General features: G+C 66.0%; 13 protein-coding genes. All 13 read left to right on the top strand.

The window, feature by feature from the left end; all coding sequences use genetic code 11:
• The first annotated feature begins 1 nt into the window (after nt 1).
• The 13 genes from murD (at nt 2) to ligA (ending at nt 18,711) form a co-directional block, all read left to right on the top strand.
• Nucleotides 2-1,402 (top strand): UDP-N-acetylmuramoyl-L-alanine--D-glutamate ligase, encoded by a 1,401-nt coding sequence (murD, locus tag AC5ZFO_RS41670; RefSeq protein ID WP_282525391.1) that lies wholly within the window; start codon nt 2-4, stop codon nt 1,400-1,402.
• Between the two features lie 234 nt (nt 1,403-1,636).
• Nucleotides 1,637-2,788 (top strand): putative lipid II flippase FtsW, encoded by a 1,152-nt coding sequence (gene ftsW, locus AC5ZFO_RS41665; protein WP_282525392.1) that lies wholly within the window; start codon nt 1,637-1,639, stop codon nt 2,786-2,788.
• Between the two features lie 114 nt (nt 2,789-2,902).
• The gene (murG, locus tag AC5ZFO_RS41660; RefSeq protein ID WP_282525393.1) at nt 2,903-4,003 is read left to right on the top strand and encodes an undecaprenyldiphospho-muramoylpentapeptide beta-N-acetylglucosaminyltransferase; all 1,101 of its coding nucleotides are present in this window, start codon (nt 2,903-2,905) and stop codon (nt 4,001-4,003) included.
• Between the two features lie 120 nt (nt 4,004-4,123).
• Nucleotides 4,124-5,527: a UDP-N-acetylmuramate--L-alanine ligase gene (gene murC, locus AC5ZFO_RS41655; protein ID WP_282525394.1), complete on the top strand. Its 1,404-nt coding sequence runs from the start codon at nt 4,124-4,126 to the stop codon at nt 5,525-5,527.
• Between the two features lie 193 nt (nt 5,528-5,720).
• On the top strand, nt 5,721-6,641 hold the full coding sequence (murB, locus tag AC5ZFO_RS41650; protein ID WP_282525395.1) for a UDP-N-acetylmuramate dehydrogenase: 921 nt from the start codon (nt 5,721-5,723) through the stop codon (nt 6,639-6,641).
• Nucleotides 6,642-6,663: 22 nt separating this feature from the next.
• On the top strand, nt 6,664-7,650 hold the full coding sequence (locus AC5ZFO_RS41645) for a D-alanine--D-alanine ligase family protein (protein WP_282525396.1): 987 nt from the start codon (nt 6,664-6,666) through the stop codon (nt 7,648-7,650).
• Nucleotides 7,651-8,000: 350 nt separating this feature from the next.
• A complete protein-coding gene (locus AC5ZFO_RS41640) occupies nt 8,001-9,029 on the top strand; it encodes a cell division protein FtsQ/DivIB (protein ID WP_282525397.1) in 1,029 nt (342 codons plus the stop codon).
• Nucleotides 9,026-10,348: a cell division protein FtsA gene (gene ftsA, locus AC5ZFO_RS41635; RefSeq protein WP_282525398.1), complete on the top strand. Its 1,323-nt coding sequence runs from the start codon at nt 9,026-9,028 to the stop codon at nt 10,346-10,348. Before AC5ZFO_RS41640 ends, ftsA begins: the two co-directional genes overlap by 4 nt.
• A gap of 87 nt (nt 10,349-10,435) precedes the next feature.
• Nucleotides 10,436-12,235 carry a cell division protein FtsZ gene (ftsZ, locus tag AC5ZFO_RS41630; RefSeq protein ID WP_282525399.1) on the top strand — a complete coding sequence of 600 codons (1,800 nt, stop codon included), beginning with the start codon at nt 10,436-10,438 and terminating at the stop codon, nt 12,233-12,235.
• 363 nt (nt 12,236-12,598) lie between these two features.
• A complete protein-coding gene (gene lpxC / locus AC5ZFO_RS41625; protein WP_231143143.1) occupies nt 12,599-13,561 on the top strand; it encodes a UDP-3-O-acyl-N-acetylglucosamine deacetylase in 963 nt (320 codons plus the stop codon).
• 262 nt (nt 13,562-13,823) lie between these two features.
• Entirely contained in the window at nt 13,824-14,711 is an 888-nt protein-coding gene (locus AC5ZFO_RS41620) for an outer membrane protein assembly factor BamD (RefSeq protein ID WP_282525400.1), read from the top strand.
• A gap of 23 nt (nt 14,712-14,734) precedes the next feature.
• Nucleotides 14,735-16,405, top strand: coding sequence for a DNA repair protein RecN (gene recN / locus AC5ZFO_RS41615; protein ID WP_282525401.1), 1,671 nt, complete (start codon nt 14,735-14,737; stop codon nt 16,403-16,405).
• 152 nt (nt 16,406-16,557) lie between these two features.
• The gene (gene ligA, locus AC5ZFO_RS41610; RefSeq protein ID WP_282525402.1) at nt 16,558-18,711 is read left to right on the top strand and encodes an NAD-dependent DNA ligase LigA; all 2,154 of its coding nucleotides are present in this window, start codon (nt 16,558-16,560) and stop codon (nt 18,709-18,711) included.
• The last annotated feature ends 79 nt before the right edge of the window (nt 18,712-18,790 follow it).

The raw sequence follows: 18,790 nt of genomic DNA, 5'->3' as shown, positions 1-18,790 counted from the left end.
GATGATCCCGGTCACGTCTTTCGCGGGCAAGACGGTCGCGGTGTTCGGCCTCGGCGGTTCGGGGCTTGCGTCCTGTCACGCGTTGAAAGCGGGCGGCGCCGAGGTGATCGCCGCCGACGACGATGCGGAGAACGTCGCCAAGGCCGCGCAAGCGGGTTTCATCACCGCCGATTTGCGCAACGTCTCCTGGGTGAATTTCGCGGCGCTGGTGCTCGCGCCCGGCGTGCCACTGACGCATCCCGTGCCGCACTGGAGCGTGCTGAAGGCGCGCGAGGCCGGCTGTGAGGTGATCGGCGATATCGAGCTGTTCTGCCGCGAGCGTCGCCGTCACGCGCCGAACGCGCCGTTCGTCGCCATCACCGGCACCAACGGCAAATCGACCACGACGGCGCTGATTGCGCATCTCACAAAGGTCGCCGGCTACGACACCCAGATGGGCGGCAATATCGGCACCGCGATCCTGTCGCTGGAGCCGCCGCGCACGGGTCGCGTCCACGTCATCGAGATGTCGTCCTACCAGATCGACCTCACGCCCTCGCTCGATCCCTCCGTCGGCATTTTGCTCAATGTCAGCGAGGACCACATCGACCGTCACGGCACCATCGCGCATTACGCTGCGGTCAAGGAGCGTCTCGTCGCGGGCGTGCAGGCAGGCGGCACCGCGATCGTCGGCGTCGACGATGGCTTCTGCCGCGACATCGCCGACCGGCTCGACCGCGCCGGCAAGAACGTGGTGCGGATCTCCGTCAGGAACCCGCTGGCCTCCGGCATCCATGTCGAGCACGGCACGATCGTGCGCACCGCGGGCGGCGCGCGGAGCGAGGTCGCAAAGCTCGGCGGCATCGGCTCGCTCCGCGGCCAGCACAACGCGCAGAACGCGGCCTGCGCCGCCGCCGCCGCGCTCGCGATGGGCATCAGCCTGGATGTGCTGCAGAACGGCCTGCGCAGCTTTCCGGGCCTTGCACATCGCATGGAGCAGGTCGGCCGCCGCGGCAACGTGCTGTTCGTCAACGACTCCAAGGGCACCAATGCCGATGCCACCGCGCATGCGCTGTCGTCCTTTTCGGAAATCTTCTGGATCGCCGGCGGCAAGCCCAAGGCGGGCGGCATCACTGGCCTGACCGGCTACTTCCCGCGCATCCGCAAGGCCTATCTGATCGGCGAGGCCGCGCCGGAATTTTCGGGAACGCTGGGCACGCAAGTGGCGCACGAGATCAGCCAGACGCTGGACGTCGCCGTCGAGCACGCCGCGCGCGATGCGGAAGCCTCAGTCCTCGCGGATGCAGTGGTGCTGCTGTCACCCGCCTGCGCGTCCTTTGACCAGTACCGCAACTTCGAGATCCGCGGCACCAAGTTCCGCGAGCTGGTGCAGGCACTGCCGGGTGTGAAGCCGGTGGTGTAGGGCGCGGCTACTCCTTGCTCCGCTGTCGTCGCCCGGCTTGACCGGGCGACCCAGTATCCCAGAGGCGGTGCTTGAGCCGGGAGGCCACGGCGTACTGGATGCCCCGGTCAAGCCGGGGCATGACCACCATTTGTGGTCGCGTTGTCGCTATCTCCAAAGTTATCGATCTCCTTAACCCCCCGTAAACCAACCTCGGCGACCAATGGACCGACCTCTGTCCGAAAGCGGCCGCCCATGCTCTCCCGTGAAGAACGCACCCCCTTTTCCGAGTGGTGGTGGACCGTCGACAAGCCGCTGATGGGCGCCATCCTGGCGCTGATGCTGACCGGGGTGATCCTGTCGCTGGCGGCGAGCCCGCCGGTTGCGACCCGCATCGGGCTCGATCCCTTCCACTTCTTCAGCCGCCACGTGATGTTCCTGGCGCCGTCCTGCCTGGTGCTGCTCGGGGTGTCCTTCCTGTCGCCGCGCGCGATCCGCCGCTCGGCCCTGATCATCTTCGCGGCCAGTATCATCCTGATCGTGCTGACGCTCGCGATCGGCCCCGAAGTGAAGGGATCGCGGCGCTGGATCACGCTGCTCGGCGTCAACATCCAGGCCTCCGAAATCGCAAAACCATCGTTTGTCGTTGTCGCCGCATGGCTGTTCGCGGAATCGACCAGGCGGCCGGAGATGCCGGCGACCTCGATGGCGCTGGTGCTGCTCTTGATGCTGGTCTCGCTGCTGGTGATGGAGCCCGATTTCGGCCAGACCATGCTGGTCCTGATGGTGTGGGGCTCGCTGTTCTTCATCGCGGGCATGCGCATGATCTGGGTATTCGGTCTTGCTGGCGCCGCCGCGGCCGGTCTGTTCAGCGCTTATCTGTTCGTTCCACACGTCGCCGGCCGCATCAAGCGCTTCATGAATCCGGCCTCCGGCGACACCTTCCAGGTCGATACCGCCATGGAAGCCTTCTACAACGGCGGATGGTTCGGGCTCGGGCCGGGCGAGGGCATCGCCAAGCGCAGCCTGCCTGACAGTCACACCGACTTCGTGTTCGCGGTTGCCGCCGAAGAGTTCGGCATCATCCTGTGCCTTGCGATGTTGGCGCTGTTCGCCTTCGTCGTGATCCGCACGCTGTCGCGCGCCTACGCCAATGAGGACATGTTCTCGCGCTTTGCGGCGTCCGGCCTTGCGATCCTGTTCGGCGTGCAGGCCGCGATCAACATGTCGGTCAACCTCCAGCTCATCCCCGCCAAGGGCATGACGCTGCCCTTCATCTCCTATGGAGGCTCCTCGATCGTGTCGTTGGCCTATGGTGTCGGCATGATGCTGGCGCTGACGCGGCTGCGCCCGCGCACCGAAGTCGAGGCACGCGGCCACGCCGAGGCGATGCGCAGTTACGCGTAAGCCGTCATTGCGAGGAGCGAAGCGACGAAGCAATCCAGGCTGTCTCCGCAGAGGCAGTCTGGATTGCTTCGCTTCGCTCGCAATGACGAGAAAGACCTTGTAAAAGCAGTCTTCATGGACCCTTCCCCCCTGATTCTTCTCGCCGCGGGCGGCACCGGCGGCCATTTGTTTCCGGCCGAGGCGCTCGGTGTCGAGCTAATCCGGCGCGGCTTTCGCGTCCGCCTCGTCACGGACGAGCGGGCGCTGCGCTATAGCGGGCTGTTCAGCAAGGACATGATCGACGTCGTCTCGAGCGAGACCGCGCGTGGCCGCAATCCATTACAGCTCGCCTATGCCGGCCTCACGCTCGCCGCCGGCACGCTCTCTGCGTATCGCCTGATCAAGCGGCTCAAGCCAGTCGCCGTCGTCGGCTTCGGCGGCTATCCGACGCTGCCGCCGCTGGTTGCGGCGAAGTTTGCGGGCGTCCCTGGCATCATCCACGACGCCAATGCGGTGCTCGGCCGCGCCAACCGGTTCCTGTCGCGCCGCGTCTGCGCCATCGCGACGTCCTTGCCCGGCGTGCTTGACCGCGATCCGGCGCTGGCAGGCAAGACCACGACCGTGGGCACGCCGATGCGTCCGGCGATCCTCGCCGCAGCCGCCGTGCCCTATGTCGCGCCTGAAGCGAACGGACCGCTGCGCCTGCTCGTCGTCGGCGGCAGCCAGGGCGCGCGCATCATGGCCGACATCGTCCCGGGTGCGATCGAGCGGCTCGAGCCGGCACTGTGGAGCCGGCTCGTCCTCACCCAGCAGGTGCGCGACGAGGACATGGCGCGCGTGCGCGCGGTCTACGACAAGCTCAGGATCAATGCCGAGCTCGCGCCGTTCTTCACCGATCTGCCGGCGCGGCTCGCCTCCAACCATCTGGTGGTGTCGCGCTCCGGCGCCGGCACGGTCGCCGAACTCGCCGCGATCGGACGGCCCTCGATCCTGGTGCCGCTGCCCGGCTCGATCGACCAGGACCAGTTCGCCAATGCCGGCGTGCTGGCCAAGGTCGACGGCGCGATCCGGATCCCGCAGACCGAGTTCACCTCCGACCGGCTGACGTCCGAGATCTCGGGTTTCGCCGCAGAGCCCGCGCGTCTTGCCTCCATGGCCGCAGCCGCGAAGGGGGCGGGGCGGCTCGATGCGGCCGAACGTTTGGCCGATCTGGTGATCAAAGTCGCGAGAATCTGACGCGAAAAAGCCCTTGTCTTGGCCTTCCAAAGCGGGGCATCCAGTAAGAACGGCGCGGCTGATTTGGCCGTGACCTTCGCCAGATGCCGCCTTTCCGGCGGCAAGGTCAGGGAACAGAGCATGAGACTGCCGCGCGAGATCGGACCCATCCACTTCGTCGGGATCGGCGGGATCGGCATGAGCGGCATCGCCGAGGTGCTGGTCAATCTCGGCTACGCCGTGCAGGGCTCGGACGCCTCCGACAATTACAATCTCGACCGTCTGCGCAAGGCGGGCGCAACGGTCTCGGTCGGTCACAAGGCCGAGAATGTCGACGGCGCTGCGGTCGTCGTCGTGTCCACCGCGATCAAGCGCGACAATCCGGAACTGATGGCGGCGCGCGAACGCCGCATTCCCGTGGTGCGCCGCGCCGAGATGCTGGCCGAGCTGATGCGGCTGAAGAGCTGCGTCGCCATCGCCGGCACCCATGGCAAGACCACGACGACCACGATGGTCGCAACGCTGCTCGATGCCGGCGGCCTCGATCCCACCGTGATCAATGGCGGCATCATCAATGCCTATGGCTCGAATGCGCGCCTCGGTGCCGGCGACTGGATGGTGGTCGAAGCGGACGAGAGCGACGGTACGTTCCTGAAGCTGCCGACCGATGTCGCGATCGTCACCAATGTCGACCCCGAGCATCTCGATCACTTCAAGACCTTCGAGGCGGTGCAGGACGCGTTTAGGCATTTCGTCGAGAACCTGCCGTTCTACGGCTTCGCCGTGATGTGCATCGACCATCCCGTCGTGCAAAGCCTCATCGGCAGGATCGAGGATCGCCGCATCATCACCTATGGCGAGAATCCGCAGGCCGATGTGCGGCTCGTCGATCTCACCCCGATGGGCGGTGGCTCCAAGTTCAAGGTCGAGTTTCGTGACCGCAAGACCGGCGCCGTGCACGAGATCGCCGATCTCATGTTGCCGATGCCGGGACGCCACAACGCCTCGAACGCGACGGCCGCGATTGCGGTCGCGCGCGAGCTCGGCGTGTCGGACGAGGCGATCCGCAAGGCGATCGCAGGTTTCGGCGGCGTCAAGCGCCGCTTCACCAAGACCGGCGAGTGGAACGGCGTCACGGTGATCGACGATTACGGTCATCACCCCGTCGAGATCGCAGCCGTACTGAAGGCGGCGCGGGAATCCACCAACGGCAAGATCGTCGCCGTGGTGCAGCCGCATCGCTACACCCGCCTGCAATCGCTGTTCGAGGAATTCTGCACCTGCTTCAACGATGCGGATGCGGTTGTTGTCGCCGATGTCTACGCCGCCGGCGAGGCGCCGATCGACGGCATCGACCGCGATCATTTCGTCGCGGGACTGCGCGCCCATGGCCACCGCGAGGTGATCGGCCTGCCGGCAGCGCCGGAGCTCGCGGGTATCGTCAAGGGATTGGCGAAGTCGGGCGATCTCGTCGTGTGCCTGGGCGCCGGCAACATCACGCAATGGGCGTATGCGCTGCCCGGCGAATTGAAGGCGCTGGGGTGAACATGCGCTTGTGTAACTCCTCTGCTGCCACACGGCACACCGCGCTCCCTCCCCCCTTGCGGGGGAGGGCGGGGCAGAGGGGTGGCCACGAACTCCGATCTCGCTTGGGGCCACCCCTCTCCCTAACCCTCCCCCGCAAGGGGGGAGGGAACAGAGGCAGCGTGCGCCCCTCACGCGAAGCGAGCATCTCCGCATGACCTTCCCCGACATCACACCCTCACTCAAAGCCGCGATGCCGGAGCTGCGCGGCCGGATGCTGGCCAACCAGTCGCTGGCCGAACTCACCTGGTTTCGGGTCGGTGGTCCCGCGCAGGTGCTGTTCACGCCGGCGGATGAGGACGATCTCGCTTACTTCCTCGCGCATCTTGCAGCCGACATTCCCGTCTATGTCGTCGGCGTCGGCTCCAACCTGATCGTGCGCGACGGTGGCATTGCGGGCGTGGTGATTCGGCTGGCGCCGCGCGCCTTTGGCGAGGCGAGCGCGAACGGCGATGTCGTCACCGCTGGAACTGCCGCGCTCGACAAGCGCGTGGCGGAAGTGGCGGCCTCCGCCAATATCGGCGGGCTCGAATTCTACTTCGGCATTCCCGGCACCATCGGCGGTGCGCTGCGCATGAATGCGGGCGCCAATGGCGGCGAGACCAAGGACGTGTTGATCGAGGCGACCGGCGTTGCGAGGGACGGCAGCAAGCACGTGTTCTCGAATGCCGACATGAAGTTCGTCTACCGCAACAGCGGCGTCGATCCCTCCATCATCTTCACCTCCGCGCGCTTTCGCGGCGAGATCAGGGATACTGATGCGATCCGCGCGCGGATGGCGGAGGTGCAGAGCCATCGCGAGACCGCGCAGCCGATCCGCGAAAAGACCGGCGGCTCGACCTTCAAGAACCCGCCCGGCCATTCCGCCTGGAAGCTGGTCGACGCCGCCGGCTGCCGCGGCCTGCGCGTCGGCGGTGCGCAGGTCTCGGAGATGCACTGCAATTTCCTGATCAACACGGGCGATGCCACCGCGCACGACATCGAGACGCTGGGCGAGACCGTGCGCGAACGGGTGAAGGCAAACTCCGGAATTGAGCTACATTGGGAAATCAAGCGGATTGGAATTCCCGGCTAACCTGGACAGGCGACGAGAGAACATGCGCATCACCATCCTCTTCGGCGGCTCCAACCGGGAGCGTCTGGTTTCGGTCGCCTCAGCCCAGGCGCTCCATCAGGCGCTGCCCGAGGCCGATCTCTGGTGGTGGGACGTCGAGGACAAGGTGCATGTCGTGCAGTCGAAGCAACTGCTCGAACACGCCCGTCCGTTCGAGGACGAGTTCAAGCCCGGCACATCAGGCATTCCGCTGGGGCAGGCGCTCGACCAGGCCAAGGCGGAGGGCCGCGTGCTGGTGCTCGGCCTGCATGGCGGGCGCGCCGAGAACGGCGAATTGCAGGTGATGTGCGAGGCGCGTGGCGTGCCTTTCACCGGATCGGGCTCGGCCTCCTCGCATCTCGCCTTCGACAAGATCGCGGCCAAGCATTTCGCCGCGCTCGGCGGCGTGACGCCGCCGGCCAACGTTGCGCTGGACAAGATCGACGAGGCCTTCGCCGAATACGGCCGGCTGATCGCAAAGCCGGCGCGCGACGGCTCGAGCTATGGCCTGATCTTCGTCAACGCCAGGCAGGATCTCGTCGCCGTCCGCAATGCGGCGAAGCACGAAGACTATGTGATCGAGCCCTACATCGCGGGCGTCGAGGCCACCTGCGGCGTGCTGGAGCGCACCGACGGCTCGATCATGTCGCTGCCGCCGATCGAGATCATTCCGGGCGAGGGCAATTTCGACTACGCCGCAAAATATCTCCTGAAGTCGACCCAGGAGATCTGCCCCGGCCGTTTTTCGCCCGAGATCACCGCTGCGCTGAAGGAGCAGGCGATGCTGGCGCATCGCGCGATGTCCTGCACCGGCTATTCCCGCTCGGACTTCATCGTCTCCGACAGGGGCCTGATCTATCTCGAAACCAACACGCTGCCCGGGTTGACGAAGTCCTCGCTCTACCCCAAGGCGCTGAAAGCCGAAGGCATCGAGTTCGTCGACTTCCTGCGCGGCCTGGTCGAGCTCGCCGGTCGGGGCGTAAGAAAATAATTAGGACTGGTTAACGGCCGAACCGGCGAAATGGCCGGTTTTGGAACCCAAAACCGGTAAAATGCCGGACATCGCGGCATAAATGCCTCACATGCCTGGGCAAAACGCATCCGGCGTTAACGAAGTTTACCTTTTGTTTACCAGGACGTCCGAAGGTTAACGCTGGCGGCGCATATGACGCTTTGGCTGCCGGCGCGTGGGCTGTTGCGGGTGATGTCACCTCCAGCGAACGCTTTGAAGGGGAGAGGTTTTCTTCTTCTGAAGACCAGCACCCGGCCCGGCAAGTCCGAGACGTCATGTTCGCCAGGACCCGCGCGATGTCGCGGGCTAACTGTTGACGAGCTCGTGCAATGGATGGTGCAGGAAGCCTCACCCGGTCGTTTCTGAGATCGCTGAGGCCCCAAGCTGACCTGAAGGCGGCCGCTATCGGAGCGGTCGTGCTTCTGCGCGAGTGGGTGCAAGAAAAACGTGAGCAGAAGCGCGCTGTCGCCCAGAACAAGATCAGGTCCAAGACCAAAGCCAAGCCCGTCGTCGAGCGCGAGCCGCCGCCGCGCGTGGTCGCGCTGGTCGAGCGCTATGCGCCGCGCCGGGTCGGGATCACCATGACCGTTCTGCTGCTGGTCGGAAGCTGCGGCTTCGGCATCGTAAGGGGCGGCCACCTCCAGGATTTCATCGCCGCGGTCAGCGATGCCCGCAACGCGCTGGCCAATTCCGCGGGCTTTCGCATCACCTCGGTCGTGATCAACGGCCGCAAGCAGCTCAGCCAGGACGAGATCCTCGCGGTCGGCGGCGTCAGCGGCCGCTCCTCGCTGCTGTTCCTCGACGCCGACGTCGTGCGCGACAAGCTCAAGGCCAATCCCTGGATTGCGGATGCGACCGTACTGAAGCTCTATCCGGGCCGGCTCATGATCGACATCACCGAGCGCCAGGCGTTCGCGCTGTGGCAGGAGGCCGGCCGGCTCTCCGTCATCGCCGATGACGGCGCCGTACTCGAGCCTTACGTCTCGCGCCGGTTCCTGTCGCTGCCGCTCGTGGTCGGCAAGGGCGCCGACACCCAGGCGCGCGATTTCCTGGCGCTGCTGGCGCGCTATCCGCAGATCAATTCGGTGACCAAGGCCGCGATCTATGTCGGCGAGCGGCGCTGGAACCTGAGGCTCAAGGATGGCCTCGACATCCGTCTGCCCGAGCAGGACGTCGGCAACGCCCTCGCGACGCTGTCCAGGCTCGACAAGGAGGACAAGCTGTTCTCCCGCGACATCGTCGCCGTCGACATGCGCCTGCCCGATCGCCTGGTGGTGCAGCTGTCCGACGACGCCGCCAAGGCGCGCGAGGACCTGTTCAAGGACAAGAAGAAAAAGAAGGCCGGGGACGCCGCATGACCGGTCTTGATCGCACCCAGACCCCGAAGACGCGCCCGATGCCGCACAAGCGCGGCGGCATCGTCGCCTGCCTCGACATCGGCACCAGCAAGATCGCCTGCATGATCGCGCGGCTGAAGCCGTCGGCGCCGAGCGAAGCCCTGCGCGACCGTACCCACGCGGTGGAGCTGATCGGTTACAGCCAGATCCAGTCGCGCGGCATGAAGGCCGGCGCAGTGGTCGATCTCGCCGAATGCGAGCAGGCGGTGCGCCAGGCCGTCGGGCTGGCGGAGAAGATGGCCAAGGTGCGGGTCGAGTCCGTGCTGCTGTCCGTCTCCGGAGGCCGGCTTTCCGGCCAGCTGGTCGAAGCCGCGGCCGACATCCGCGGTGGCGCCGTAACGCCGGCCGATGTCAGCCGCGTCACCTCCACCGGCATGCGCCACGCCACCGGCGAGGGCCGCACCGTGCTGCACGCGCTGCCGGTCGGCTACACGCTCGACGGCGTCAAGGGCATCCGCGATCCCCGCGGCATGGTCGCGCATCAGTTCGGCGTCGACATGAACGTCGTCACCTGCGATGCCACCGTTGCCCGTAACCTGATGCTGGCGGTGGAGCGCTGCCACATCAATGTCGAAGCCATGGCGGCGAGCCCCTATGTGGCTGGCCTGTCGGTGTTGACCGACGACGAGGCAGATCTCGGCGCCGCCGTCGTCGAGATGGGCGCAGGCACCACCACCATCGCGGTCTATTCCGGCGGCCGCTTCGTGCATGCGGCGGGCTTTGCGGTCGGCGGGCAACACATCACGATGGATCTCGCGCGTGGACTCTCCGCGACCATTGCCGATGCCGAGCGAATCAAGACGTTATATGGGACCGTCATCACCGGCGGATCGGACTCGCGTGAGCTGATGTCTGTACCGACAGCCGGTGACGAGCAGGATCTGCCGCAGATCGTCTCCCGCGCCACCATCGCCAACATCGTCAAGCACCGTGCCGAGGAAGTCTTCGAAATGGTTCGGGACAAGCTGAAGGATTCGCCCTTCGCCTCAGAGCCCAACGGCCGCGTCGTGCTCTCCGGCGGCGCCTCGCAGCTCACCGGCCTCGTTGAACTCGGCACACAGATTCTCGGCCGGCCCGTGCGGGTCGGACGTCCGCTCGGTTTCGGCCGGCTGCCCAACGAGGCGAAGAACGCCGCGTTCGCGGTGCCGGCCGGGCTCCTCGTCTACCCGCAATATGTTCACCACGAGCATGTCGAACCGCGAAATACGCGGCAGCAGGTCAAGACAGGGACGGGCGGTTATTTTGGAAAGGTCGGACGATGGCTACGCGAGGGCTTCTGATGAACCGGTTCCGCAACCTTCGCATTTCACCAACTCCCGCGGCCGCCGGCCGGGGCGAACCCACGCGCGCGTGATCGAGAGGCAAACATGACCATCAGCATCAATGTTCCTGATATTCACGAATTGAAGCCCCGGATCACCGTGTTCGGCGTCGGCGGCGCCGGTGGCAACGCCGTCAACAACATGATCACGGCCGGCCTTCAGGGCGTCGACTTCGTGGTCGCCAACACCGACGCGCAGGCGCTGACGATGTCGAAGGCGCAGCGCATCGTGCAGATGGGCACCGCGGTCACGCAAGGCCTCGGCGCGGGTTCGCAGCCGAACGTCGGCGCGGCGGCGGCGGAAGAGGTGATCGACGAACTGCGCGACCATCTCTCGGGTGCCAACATGGTGTTCGTCACCGCCGGCATGGGCGGCGGCACCGGCACCGGTGCAGCTCCCGTCATCGCCAAGACCGCGCGCGACATGGGCATCCTCACCGTCGGCGTCGTGACCAAGCCGTTCCACTTCGAGGGCGGCCGCCGCATGCGCACCGCCGAGGCCGGCATCAACGAGCTGCACAAGGTCGTCGACACGCTGCTGATCATTCCGAACCAGAACCTGTTCCGGGTCGCCAACGAGAAGACCACCTTCGCCGACGCCTTCGCGATGGCCGACCAGGTGCTCTACTCCGGCGTTGCCTGCATCACCGACCTGATGGTCAAGGAAGGTCTGATCAACCTCGACTTCGCCGACGTTCGCGCCGTCATGCGCGAGATGGGCAAGGCGATGATGGGTACGGGCGAAGCTTCCGGTGACAAGCGCGCGCTGACCGCCGCTGAAGCCGCGATCGCCAACCCGCTGATCGACGATAGCTCGATGAAGGGCGCCAAGGGCCTCCTCATCTCGATCACCGGCGGCAAGGACCTCACTCTGTTCGAGGTTGACGAAGCCGCGACCCGCATCCGCGAGGAAGTCGACCAGGACGCCAACATCATCGTCGGCGCGACCTTCGACGAAGCGCTCGACGGCCTGATCCGCGTCTCGGTCGTTGCCACCGGCATCGAGCAGGCAACGATCGCCCGCAACACCCAGGCCACCAGCGCCCCGGTCGCGAACGCGGCGCCGCAGCAGATCCAACAGGTGCAGCAGGCTCCCGCTGCTCCGGCCGCCGCTGCCGAGAGCCGTCTCGCCGACCTGACCGCGCGTCTGCGTGCCGACAATCAGCGCATGGCCGAGCGCGCCCAGAAGCTGGAAGCCCAGATCCCGGCCGCTGCCGCGCCGACCGCGCCGCGTCCGAATGTCGAGCGTGCCGCGCTGGCCGCCATCGCGGCTGCCGTTGCCGAGGTCCCGCAGGCGCCCGCGCCGATGCAGACCTATGGCGACGTCACGGTACGCCCGATCGCGCAGAAGCCGACCCTGTTTCCGGAGCCCGACATGGCCCCGGTCGCGATGCAGGAGCCGATGACGCCGGATACCTTCATCCCGCCGCAGGCCGAGCGTGGGCCGGTCCGTGCGCCCAGGATGCCGCGTATCGACGAACTGCCGATGCCGGCCCAGGCCGAGCTTCGTCAGGCCCGCGGCGAGGCGGAAGAAGAGACCCCGCAGAAGACCCGCCTGTCGCTGCTGCAGCGTCTCGCCAATGTCGGCCTCGGCCGCCGTGACGAAGAGAGCGAGGCGCCGGTCGCAGCCCGCACCGCCGGTCCCGCGATGCCGCCGCTGCCCGATCGCCGGCCCCAGAAGACCGTGGCGCAGCAGATCGCGGCCACGGAGCCGGTATCAGAGTATGCCCGCCGTCCCGCGCCTCAGGGCCTGGACATGCATGGCCGCCCGGCGCCTGTTGCGCCGGCGCCACAGGGTGACGACCATCTTGATATCCCCGCCTTCCTGAGGCGTCAGGCGACGTGAGGATTGTTACAATAAGGCTGACGAAAAAGGGTCCCGGCGGGAAGCTTGCCGGGACCTTTCCTTTTGTCCCGTGCATGTCCGGATTGCGGGACCAAGCAACTGATTTTAAATCATTAATTACGTATTTGGTGGTTCAGTAAAACTGCCGATAACGGTCCCGAAATCCGGCGCAATTTGGTTAAGCCTTGGCGCGAATACGGCAGGTTTGGGGTAACAATCGGTAAAAAAGCGTGAGTTGGCTTGTTTGAGGCAGTGACTATGGTTTGCCGTGACTTGGGGATACGGAGATTCGCAACCGTCGGCACTGGCCGGCCAAGCGGGTCTAGTATAAGTCGCAGTGGGTCGTAGTGGGGCGGATTCCGAATGAAATTTAGCCGGCAAACAACGCTTCGTGCGCAAGCCACCGTGGCCGGCGTAGGCGTTCATTCCGGTCTTCCCGTCACTCTCACGCTTGGGCCTGCGCCCGTCGATGCGGGTTTTGTTTTTGTCCGCACCGGCCTCGAGGGAAGTGACCGTGAGATTCAGGCGACCGCCGACCAGGTGATCGCGACCGACTTCGCCACCGTCCTCGGCGATCGTGACGGCCCGTTGGTTTCCACCGCCGAGCACGTGCTTGCTGCGCTGCGGGGCATGGGCGTCGACAACGCCACCATCGAGATCGACGGCCCTGAAGTGCCGATCATGGATGGCAGCGCGGCGGCCTTCATTGCCGCGATCGACCAGGCCGGCATCGTCAGCCAGCCGGCACAGCGCCGCTTCATTCAGGTTTTGAAACCGATCTCGGCCAAGGTCGGTGACTCCTTCGGCGAGATCCGGCCCTACGCCAACGGGTTCCGCGTGGATATCGAGATCGACTTCACCAATCCCGTCATCGGCCAGCAGAGCTGCGGCTTCGACCTGAGCCCGGAGCGCTTTCGCCGCGAAGTCGGCCGCGCCCGGACTTTCGGCCTGATGTGCGACGTCGCCCGGCTCTGGAGCGCGGGTTATGCACTCGGCGCCTCCTTCGACAATACCGTCGTGTTCGACGACGAGCGGCTGCTCAACACCGAGGGCCTGCGCTACGCCGACGAATGCGCCCGCCACAAGGTGCTGGACGTGATCGGCGACCTCGCGCTGGCCGGCCTGCCGCTGCTTGGCGCCTACCGTTCGGTGCGTGGCGGTCACAAGCTCAACCACGCTGTCCTGACCGCGCTGCTGGCCGACCGTACCGCCTGGCGGGTGGTCGAGGGCGAGGCGGTCCGCCGCACCACGCGTCCCGTGGGCGAAGTCGGTCGCGGCATCGTCGGCGGCCGGATCGCCGCGGCCTATGGGCCGGACGTGTCCTGAAGACACCTGTCGCCACTGGCGTTCTGTTGCCGCCGGCGTTTGGCGGCGGCTTTCCCCGGGAAACTCCTGGTAACGATGATCGGCTAGGATTGCGGCGCGTTCGCCTTAATCCGGGCGAAATGCCTGCCTATCCGGTTGGTTCGAGATCGTTTTTCGGTTACACGGCGTGGTCGCATAGCAGGCGCCACGGCTACATTTCGCGCCCATGACGGGGTTCATAGGCTGGCGGACACCGCATCACAGGGCGTCAGGGCTTAAATTCATGTCGGCACAGCGTATGACGCGCGGATATCTCTCGGTCTCGCCTGGAGTCCGCGGGCTGCTTCAAGCCGCCACCTTTGTGGTGCTCGCGCTGCCGCTGGCCGGCTGCGGCACCGGCGCGCTCTGGGACAAGTTCACCGCCAAGGACGACACCTTCACCGAGGAGCCCGCCGACAAGATCTATAATGAGGGCCTGTACCTCATGAACGAGAAGAAGGACATGAAGGCGGCGAACAAGAAGTTCGAAGAGGTCGACCGCCAGCATCCTTATTCCGACTGGGCCCGCAAATCGCTGCTGATGTCGGCCTATGCCTCCTACCAGGGCGGCGACTATGACGGCTGCATCGGCGCCGCGACCCGCTACGTCACGCTGCATCCCGGCAGCCCGGACGCGGCCTATGCGCAATACCTGATCGCCGCCTCCCATTACGACCAGATTCCGGACATCAGCCGCGACCAGAACCGGACCGAGAAGGCGATCGCCGCGCTGGAAGAGGTGAACCGCAAATATCCGAACTCGGAATATGCGACCTCGGCCAAGGCCAAGATCGAGGGCGCGCGCGACCAGCTCGCCGGCAAGGAAATGAATGTCGGCCGCTATTACATGCAGAAGCGTGACTACACGGCGGCGATCAACCGCTACAAGGCCGTCGTCACGCAGTATCAGACCACCCGCCATGTCGAAGAGGCGCTGTTCCGGCTCACCGAGGCCTATATGACGATCGGCATCGTCGCCGAGGCGCAGACCGCAGCCGCGGTGCTTGGCCACAATTTTCCTGACAGCCGCTGGTACAAGGACGCCTATAATCTTGTAAAATCCGGCGGTCTCGAGCCGAGCGAGAATCAGGGTTCCTGGATGAGCAGGGCCTTCAAGAAGATAGGCCTTTAGTCTCGGCTAGGAAATTTGATTCCATGCTGGCGCGTCTGTCGATCCGTGACATCGTCCTGATCGAGCGGCTCGATATCGAATTCGCCACCGGACTTGCGGTTTTGACCGGTGAGACCGGTGCGGGCAAATCCATCCTGCTCGATGCCTTTGCGCTGGCGCTCGGCGGCCGCGGCGACGCCGGCCTCGTGCGCCATGGCGCGGAGCAGGGGCAGGTCACCGCCGTCTTCGATATCCCCAAAAATCACCCCGCGACGAAGATTCTGGCCGAGAACGGCCTGGATGATACCGGCGAGATGATTCTCCGCCGGGTGCAACTCGCCGACGGCCGCACCCGCGCCTTCATCAACGATCAGTCGATCAGCGTGCAGACGCTGAAGGCGGTCGGCGCCGCCCTGGTCGAGATCCACGGCCAGCATGACGAGCGCGCGCTGGTCGATGCCGCCACCCACCGCCGCCTGCTCGACGCCTTTGCCGGGCTCGAGAAGGATGTCACCGCGGTCGAAGCGCTCTGGGACGCGCGCCGCACGGCCAGCGCCGCGCTGGAAGAGCACCGCGCCGCCATGGAGCGCGCCGCGCGCGAGGCCGACTATCTGCGCCACGCCTCCGACGAGCTGAAGCAGCTCGCGCCCAAGGAGGGCGAGGAGACCTCGCTGGCCGGTCGCCGCACCACCATGATGCAGGGCGAGAAGATCGCCTCCGATTTGCGCGAGGCGCAGGAAGCCGTCGGCGGCAATCATTCGCCGGTCGCCTCCCTGTCGGCCGCCGTGCGCCGGCTGGAGCGGCGCGGTGTCAACTCGCCGGCGCTGGTCGAGCCTGCCGTGAAGGCGATCGACGCCGCGATCAACGCGCTGGAGGAAGCCGACCAGCATCTTCTGGCCGCGCTCGCCGCGACCGACTTCGATCCGGGCGAGCTCGAGCGCATCGAGGAGCGGCTGTTCGCCCTGCGCGCCGCCTCGCGCAAATATTCGACGCCGGTCGATGGGCTCGCCGCTCTTGCCGCCAAATATGCTGCCGACGTCGTCCTGATCGATGCCGGTGCTTCGCGGTTGAAGAAGCTGGAGCAGGCGGCGATCGAGGCTGACGCGCGCTATGCCGCTGCCGCCAAGAAATTGTCGATGGCGCGGCAGAAGTCGGCGGACAAGCTCAACAAGGCGGTCAACGCCGAGCTCGCGCCGCTCAAGCTCGAACGCGCCAAGTTCATGACGCAGGTCGAGACCGATGAGGCCGCGCCGGGCCCGCAGGGTTTCGACCGCGTCGAGTTCTGGGTGCAGACCAATCCCGGCACCAAGCCGGGTCCGATGATGAAGGTCGCTTCCGGCGGCGAGCTCTCGCGCTTCCTGCTGGCGCTCAAGGTCGTGCTGTCCGACCGCGGCTCGGCGCCGACGCTGGTGTTCGACGAAATCGACACCGGGGTCGGCGGTGCGGTCGCCGACGCCATCGGCGGGCGGCTCGCGCGGCTTGCCGGCAAGGTGCAGGTGATGGCCGTGACCCACGCCCCGCAGGTCGCCGCCCGCGCCGGCCAGCATCTGCTGATCTCCAAGGACGCCCTCGACAAGGGCAAGCGCGTCGCCACCCGCGTCAATGCGCTGGCCGCCGACCACCGCCGCGAGGAGATCGCCCGCATGCTCGCCGGCGCCGAGATCACGGCGGAGGCGAGAGCAGCCGCCGAACGGCTGCTCAAGGCGGCGAGTTAGACTTTGTCCCGGACGCGCGTAGCGCGAGCCGGGACCCGGAATGCCGCCACATAGGCCCCGGCTCTGCAGCGCACCGCTCCGCGCTGCGCAGCGTCCGGGGCACGAGACTAACCGCCTTTACCCTCCCGCCCGCTCCGTCGTATCCAAGCACCATGGCAAGAGCAGCAAAATCCAAAGCAAGGCCGCTTCGCGACGTCGCCGACCTCACCAAGGCGCAGGCCAAGGTCGAGCACATGCGGCTCGCGCTCGAACTCGAAGAGCACGACAGGCGCTACTATCAAGAGGACGCGCCCACCGTGACCGACGCCGAGTACGACGCGTTGCGCCAGCGCTTCAACGCGATCGAAAAGCGCTTTCCGGATTTCGTCAGCGCGCTGTCGCCGTCCCAGAAAGTCGGCGCGGCACCGTCGGGGCGGTTCAGGAAAGTCCGGCATTCCGTTCCGATGCTGTCGCTCGACAACGCGTTTGCCGAAGAGGACGTCCGCGACTTCGTCGGCCGCATCGTGCGCTTCCTGAAGCTCGACGACGACAAGGTCGATTTCTCGGCCGAGCCGAAGATCGACGGCCTCTCGATGTCGCTGCGCTACGAGGGCGGCGAGCTCGTCACCGCGGCGACCCGCGGTGATGGCGCCGAAGGCGAGGACGTCACCGCCAACATCCGTACGCTCGAAGACGTGCCGCAGAAGCTGAAAGGCCGCAACGTCCCCGACATCTGCGAGGTGCGCGGCGAGGTCTACATGACCAAGAAGGCGTTCCTCGCGCTCAACGAGCGGCAGAAGGCGGAAGGCAGCACCATCTTCGCCAATCCGCGCAATTCGGCCGCAGGCTCGCTCCGCCAGAAGGACCCGACCATCACCGCCTCGCGCCCCCTGGGCTTCTTCGCCTATGCCTGGGGCGAGATGAGCGCGATGCCGGAGGGTACGCAGAGCGGCATGATCGGCTGGTTCGAGCGCTGCGGCTTCAAGACCAATCCGTTGACCAGGCTCTGTCATTCCGTCGAGGAGCTGCTCGCATTCCATCATTCGATCGAGGAGCAGCGCGCAAAACTCGATTACGACATCGACGGCGTCGTCTACAAGGTCGACCGCATCGACTGGCAGGAACGGCTCGGCTTCGTCTCACGCACGCCGCGCTGGGGCATCGCGCACAAATTCCCCGCCGAGCGCGCCATGACGGTGCTGCGCGACATCGAGATCCAGGTCGGCCGCACGGGCTCGTTCACGCCCGTCGGCAAGCTCGAACCGGTCGGCGTCGGCGGCGTGATCGTGCAGAACGTCACCCTGCACAACGAAGACTACATCAAGGGCATCGGCAACAAGGGTGAGGTGCTGCGCGAGGGACGTGATATCAGGATCGGCGACACCGTCGTGATCCAGCGTGCCGGCGACGTCATCCCGCAGGTGGTCGACGTCGTCCTCGACAAGCGACCGAAGAGCGCCAAGGAGTTTCACCTCCCGAAGAAGTGTCCGTGCCCGCTGCACACCGACGTCGTACGCGGGGAGACGGCGGCGGGCGAGGAGGAGTCGCGATCCCGTTGCACCGGCGAGTTCGCCTGTCCCTATCAGAAGATCGAGCACCTCAAACTGTTCGTGTCGCGGCGCGCCTTCGACATCGACGGTCTTGGCGAGAAGCAGCTCCAGTATTTCTTCGACGAGGAATGGGTGAGGGAGCCCGCCGACATCTTCACGCTGGAGAAGCGCAACGCGAAGCTGAAGCTCGAGGAGATCGAGGGCTACGGCGCAACCTCGGTGCGCAACCTGTTCGGCGCCATCGAGAGCCGGCGCAGAATCGCGCTTGAGCGCTTCGTCTATGCGCTCGGGATGCGACATGTCGGCGAGACCACGGCGCTGGCGCTCGCCCGCGGCTATGGCTCATGGGACGCTTTCCACGACGCCTGTCTCAAGGTCGCCAAGGGCGACGAGGAGGCGATGGCCGAGATGGACGCGCTGGACCAGATCGGCGACACCGTGATCAAGAGCATCGCCGATTATTTCGGCGAGAGCCACAATCGCGGCATCGTCGAGCGGCTGACCAAGGAAGTCGAGATCATCGACGCCGAGAAGCCGAAGAGCAACTCCGCCGTCGCCGGCAAGACGGTGGTGTTCACGGGGGCGCTGGAGAAGATGACGCGCGACGAGGCCAAGGCCACCGCGGAGCGTCTGGGGGCGAAGGTGTCGGGTTCGGTGTCGAAGAAGACCGACCTCGTCGTCGCCGGCCCCGGCGCGGGCTCCAAGCTCGCGGAAGCCAACAAGCACGGCGTCAAGGTGTTGACCGAGGACGAGTGGCTGACGCTGATCGGGGAGTGAGGCTCTTCCCTTCTCCCCTTGTGGGCCTGTTGCGTAATTCGTCAATTGTGATTCCCTCGGGCAAAGCCTTGGAGGGTAG

The organism is Bradyrhizobium sp. Unk1, from assembly GCF_059512345.1.
This window is presented reverse-complemented; position numbering and strand designations above follow the sequence as displayed.

Excerpts from the sequence above, each read along its gene's own strand:
- AC5ZFO_RS41640 (WP_282525397.1), top strand. The coding sequence starts at position 8,001 with ATGGATGGTGCAGGAAGCCTCACCCGGTCGTTTCTGAGATCGCTGAGG.
- murD (WP_282525391.1), top strand. The coding sequence starts at position 2 with ATGATCCCGGTCACGTCTTTCGCGGGCAAGACGGTCGCGGTGTTCGGC.
- AC5ZFO_RS41645 (WP_282525396.1), top strand. The coding sequence starts at position 6,664 with ATGCGCATCACCATCCTCTTCGGCGGCTCCAACCGGGAGCGTCTGGTT.
- recN (WP_282525401.1), top strand. The coding sequence starts at position 14,735 with ATGCTGGCGCGTCTGTCGATCCGTGACATCGTCCTGATCGAGCGGCTC.
- ftsZ (WP_282525399.1), top strand. The coding sequence starts at position 10,436 with ATGACCATCAGCATCAATGTTCCTGATATTCACGAATTGAAGCCCCGG.
- murC (WP_282525394.1), top strand. The coding sequence starts at position 4,124 with ATGAGACTGCCGCGCGAGATCGGACCCATCCACTTCGTCGGGATCGGC.
- ligA (WP_282525402.1), top strand. The coding sequence starts at position 16,558 with ATGGCAAGAGCAGCAAAATCCAAAGCAAGGCCGCTTCGCGACGTCGCC.
- ftsA (WP_282525398.1), top strand. The coding sequence starts at position 9,026 with ATGACCGGTCTTGATCGCACCCAGACCCCGAAGACGCGCCCGATGCCG.
- murG (WP_282525393.1), top strand. The coding sequence starts at position 2,903 with ATGGACCCTTCCCCCCTGATTCTTCTCGCCGCGGGCGGCACCGGCGGC.
- lpxC (WP_231143143.1), top strand. The coding sequence starts at position 12,599 with ATGAAATTTAGCCGGCAAACAACGCTTCGTGCGCAAGCCACCGTGGCC.
- murB (WP_282525395.1), top strand. The coding sequence starts at position 5,721 with ATGACCTTCCCCGACATCACACCCTCACTCAAAGCCGCGATGCCGGAG.
- ftsW (WP_282525392.1), top strand. The coding sequence starts at position 1,637 with ATGCTCTCCCGTGAAGAACGCACCCCCTTTTCCGAGTGGTGGTGGACC.
- AC5ZFO_RS41620 (WP_282525400.1), top strand. The coding sequence starts at position 13,824 with ATGTCGGCACAGCGTATGACGCGCGGATATCTCTCGGTCTCGCCTGGA.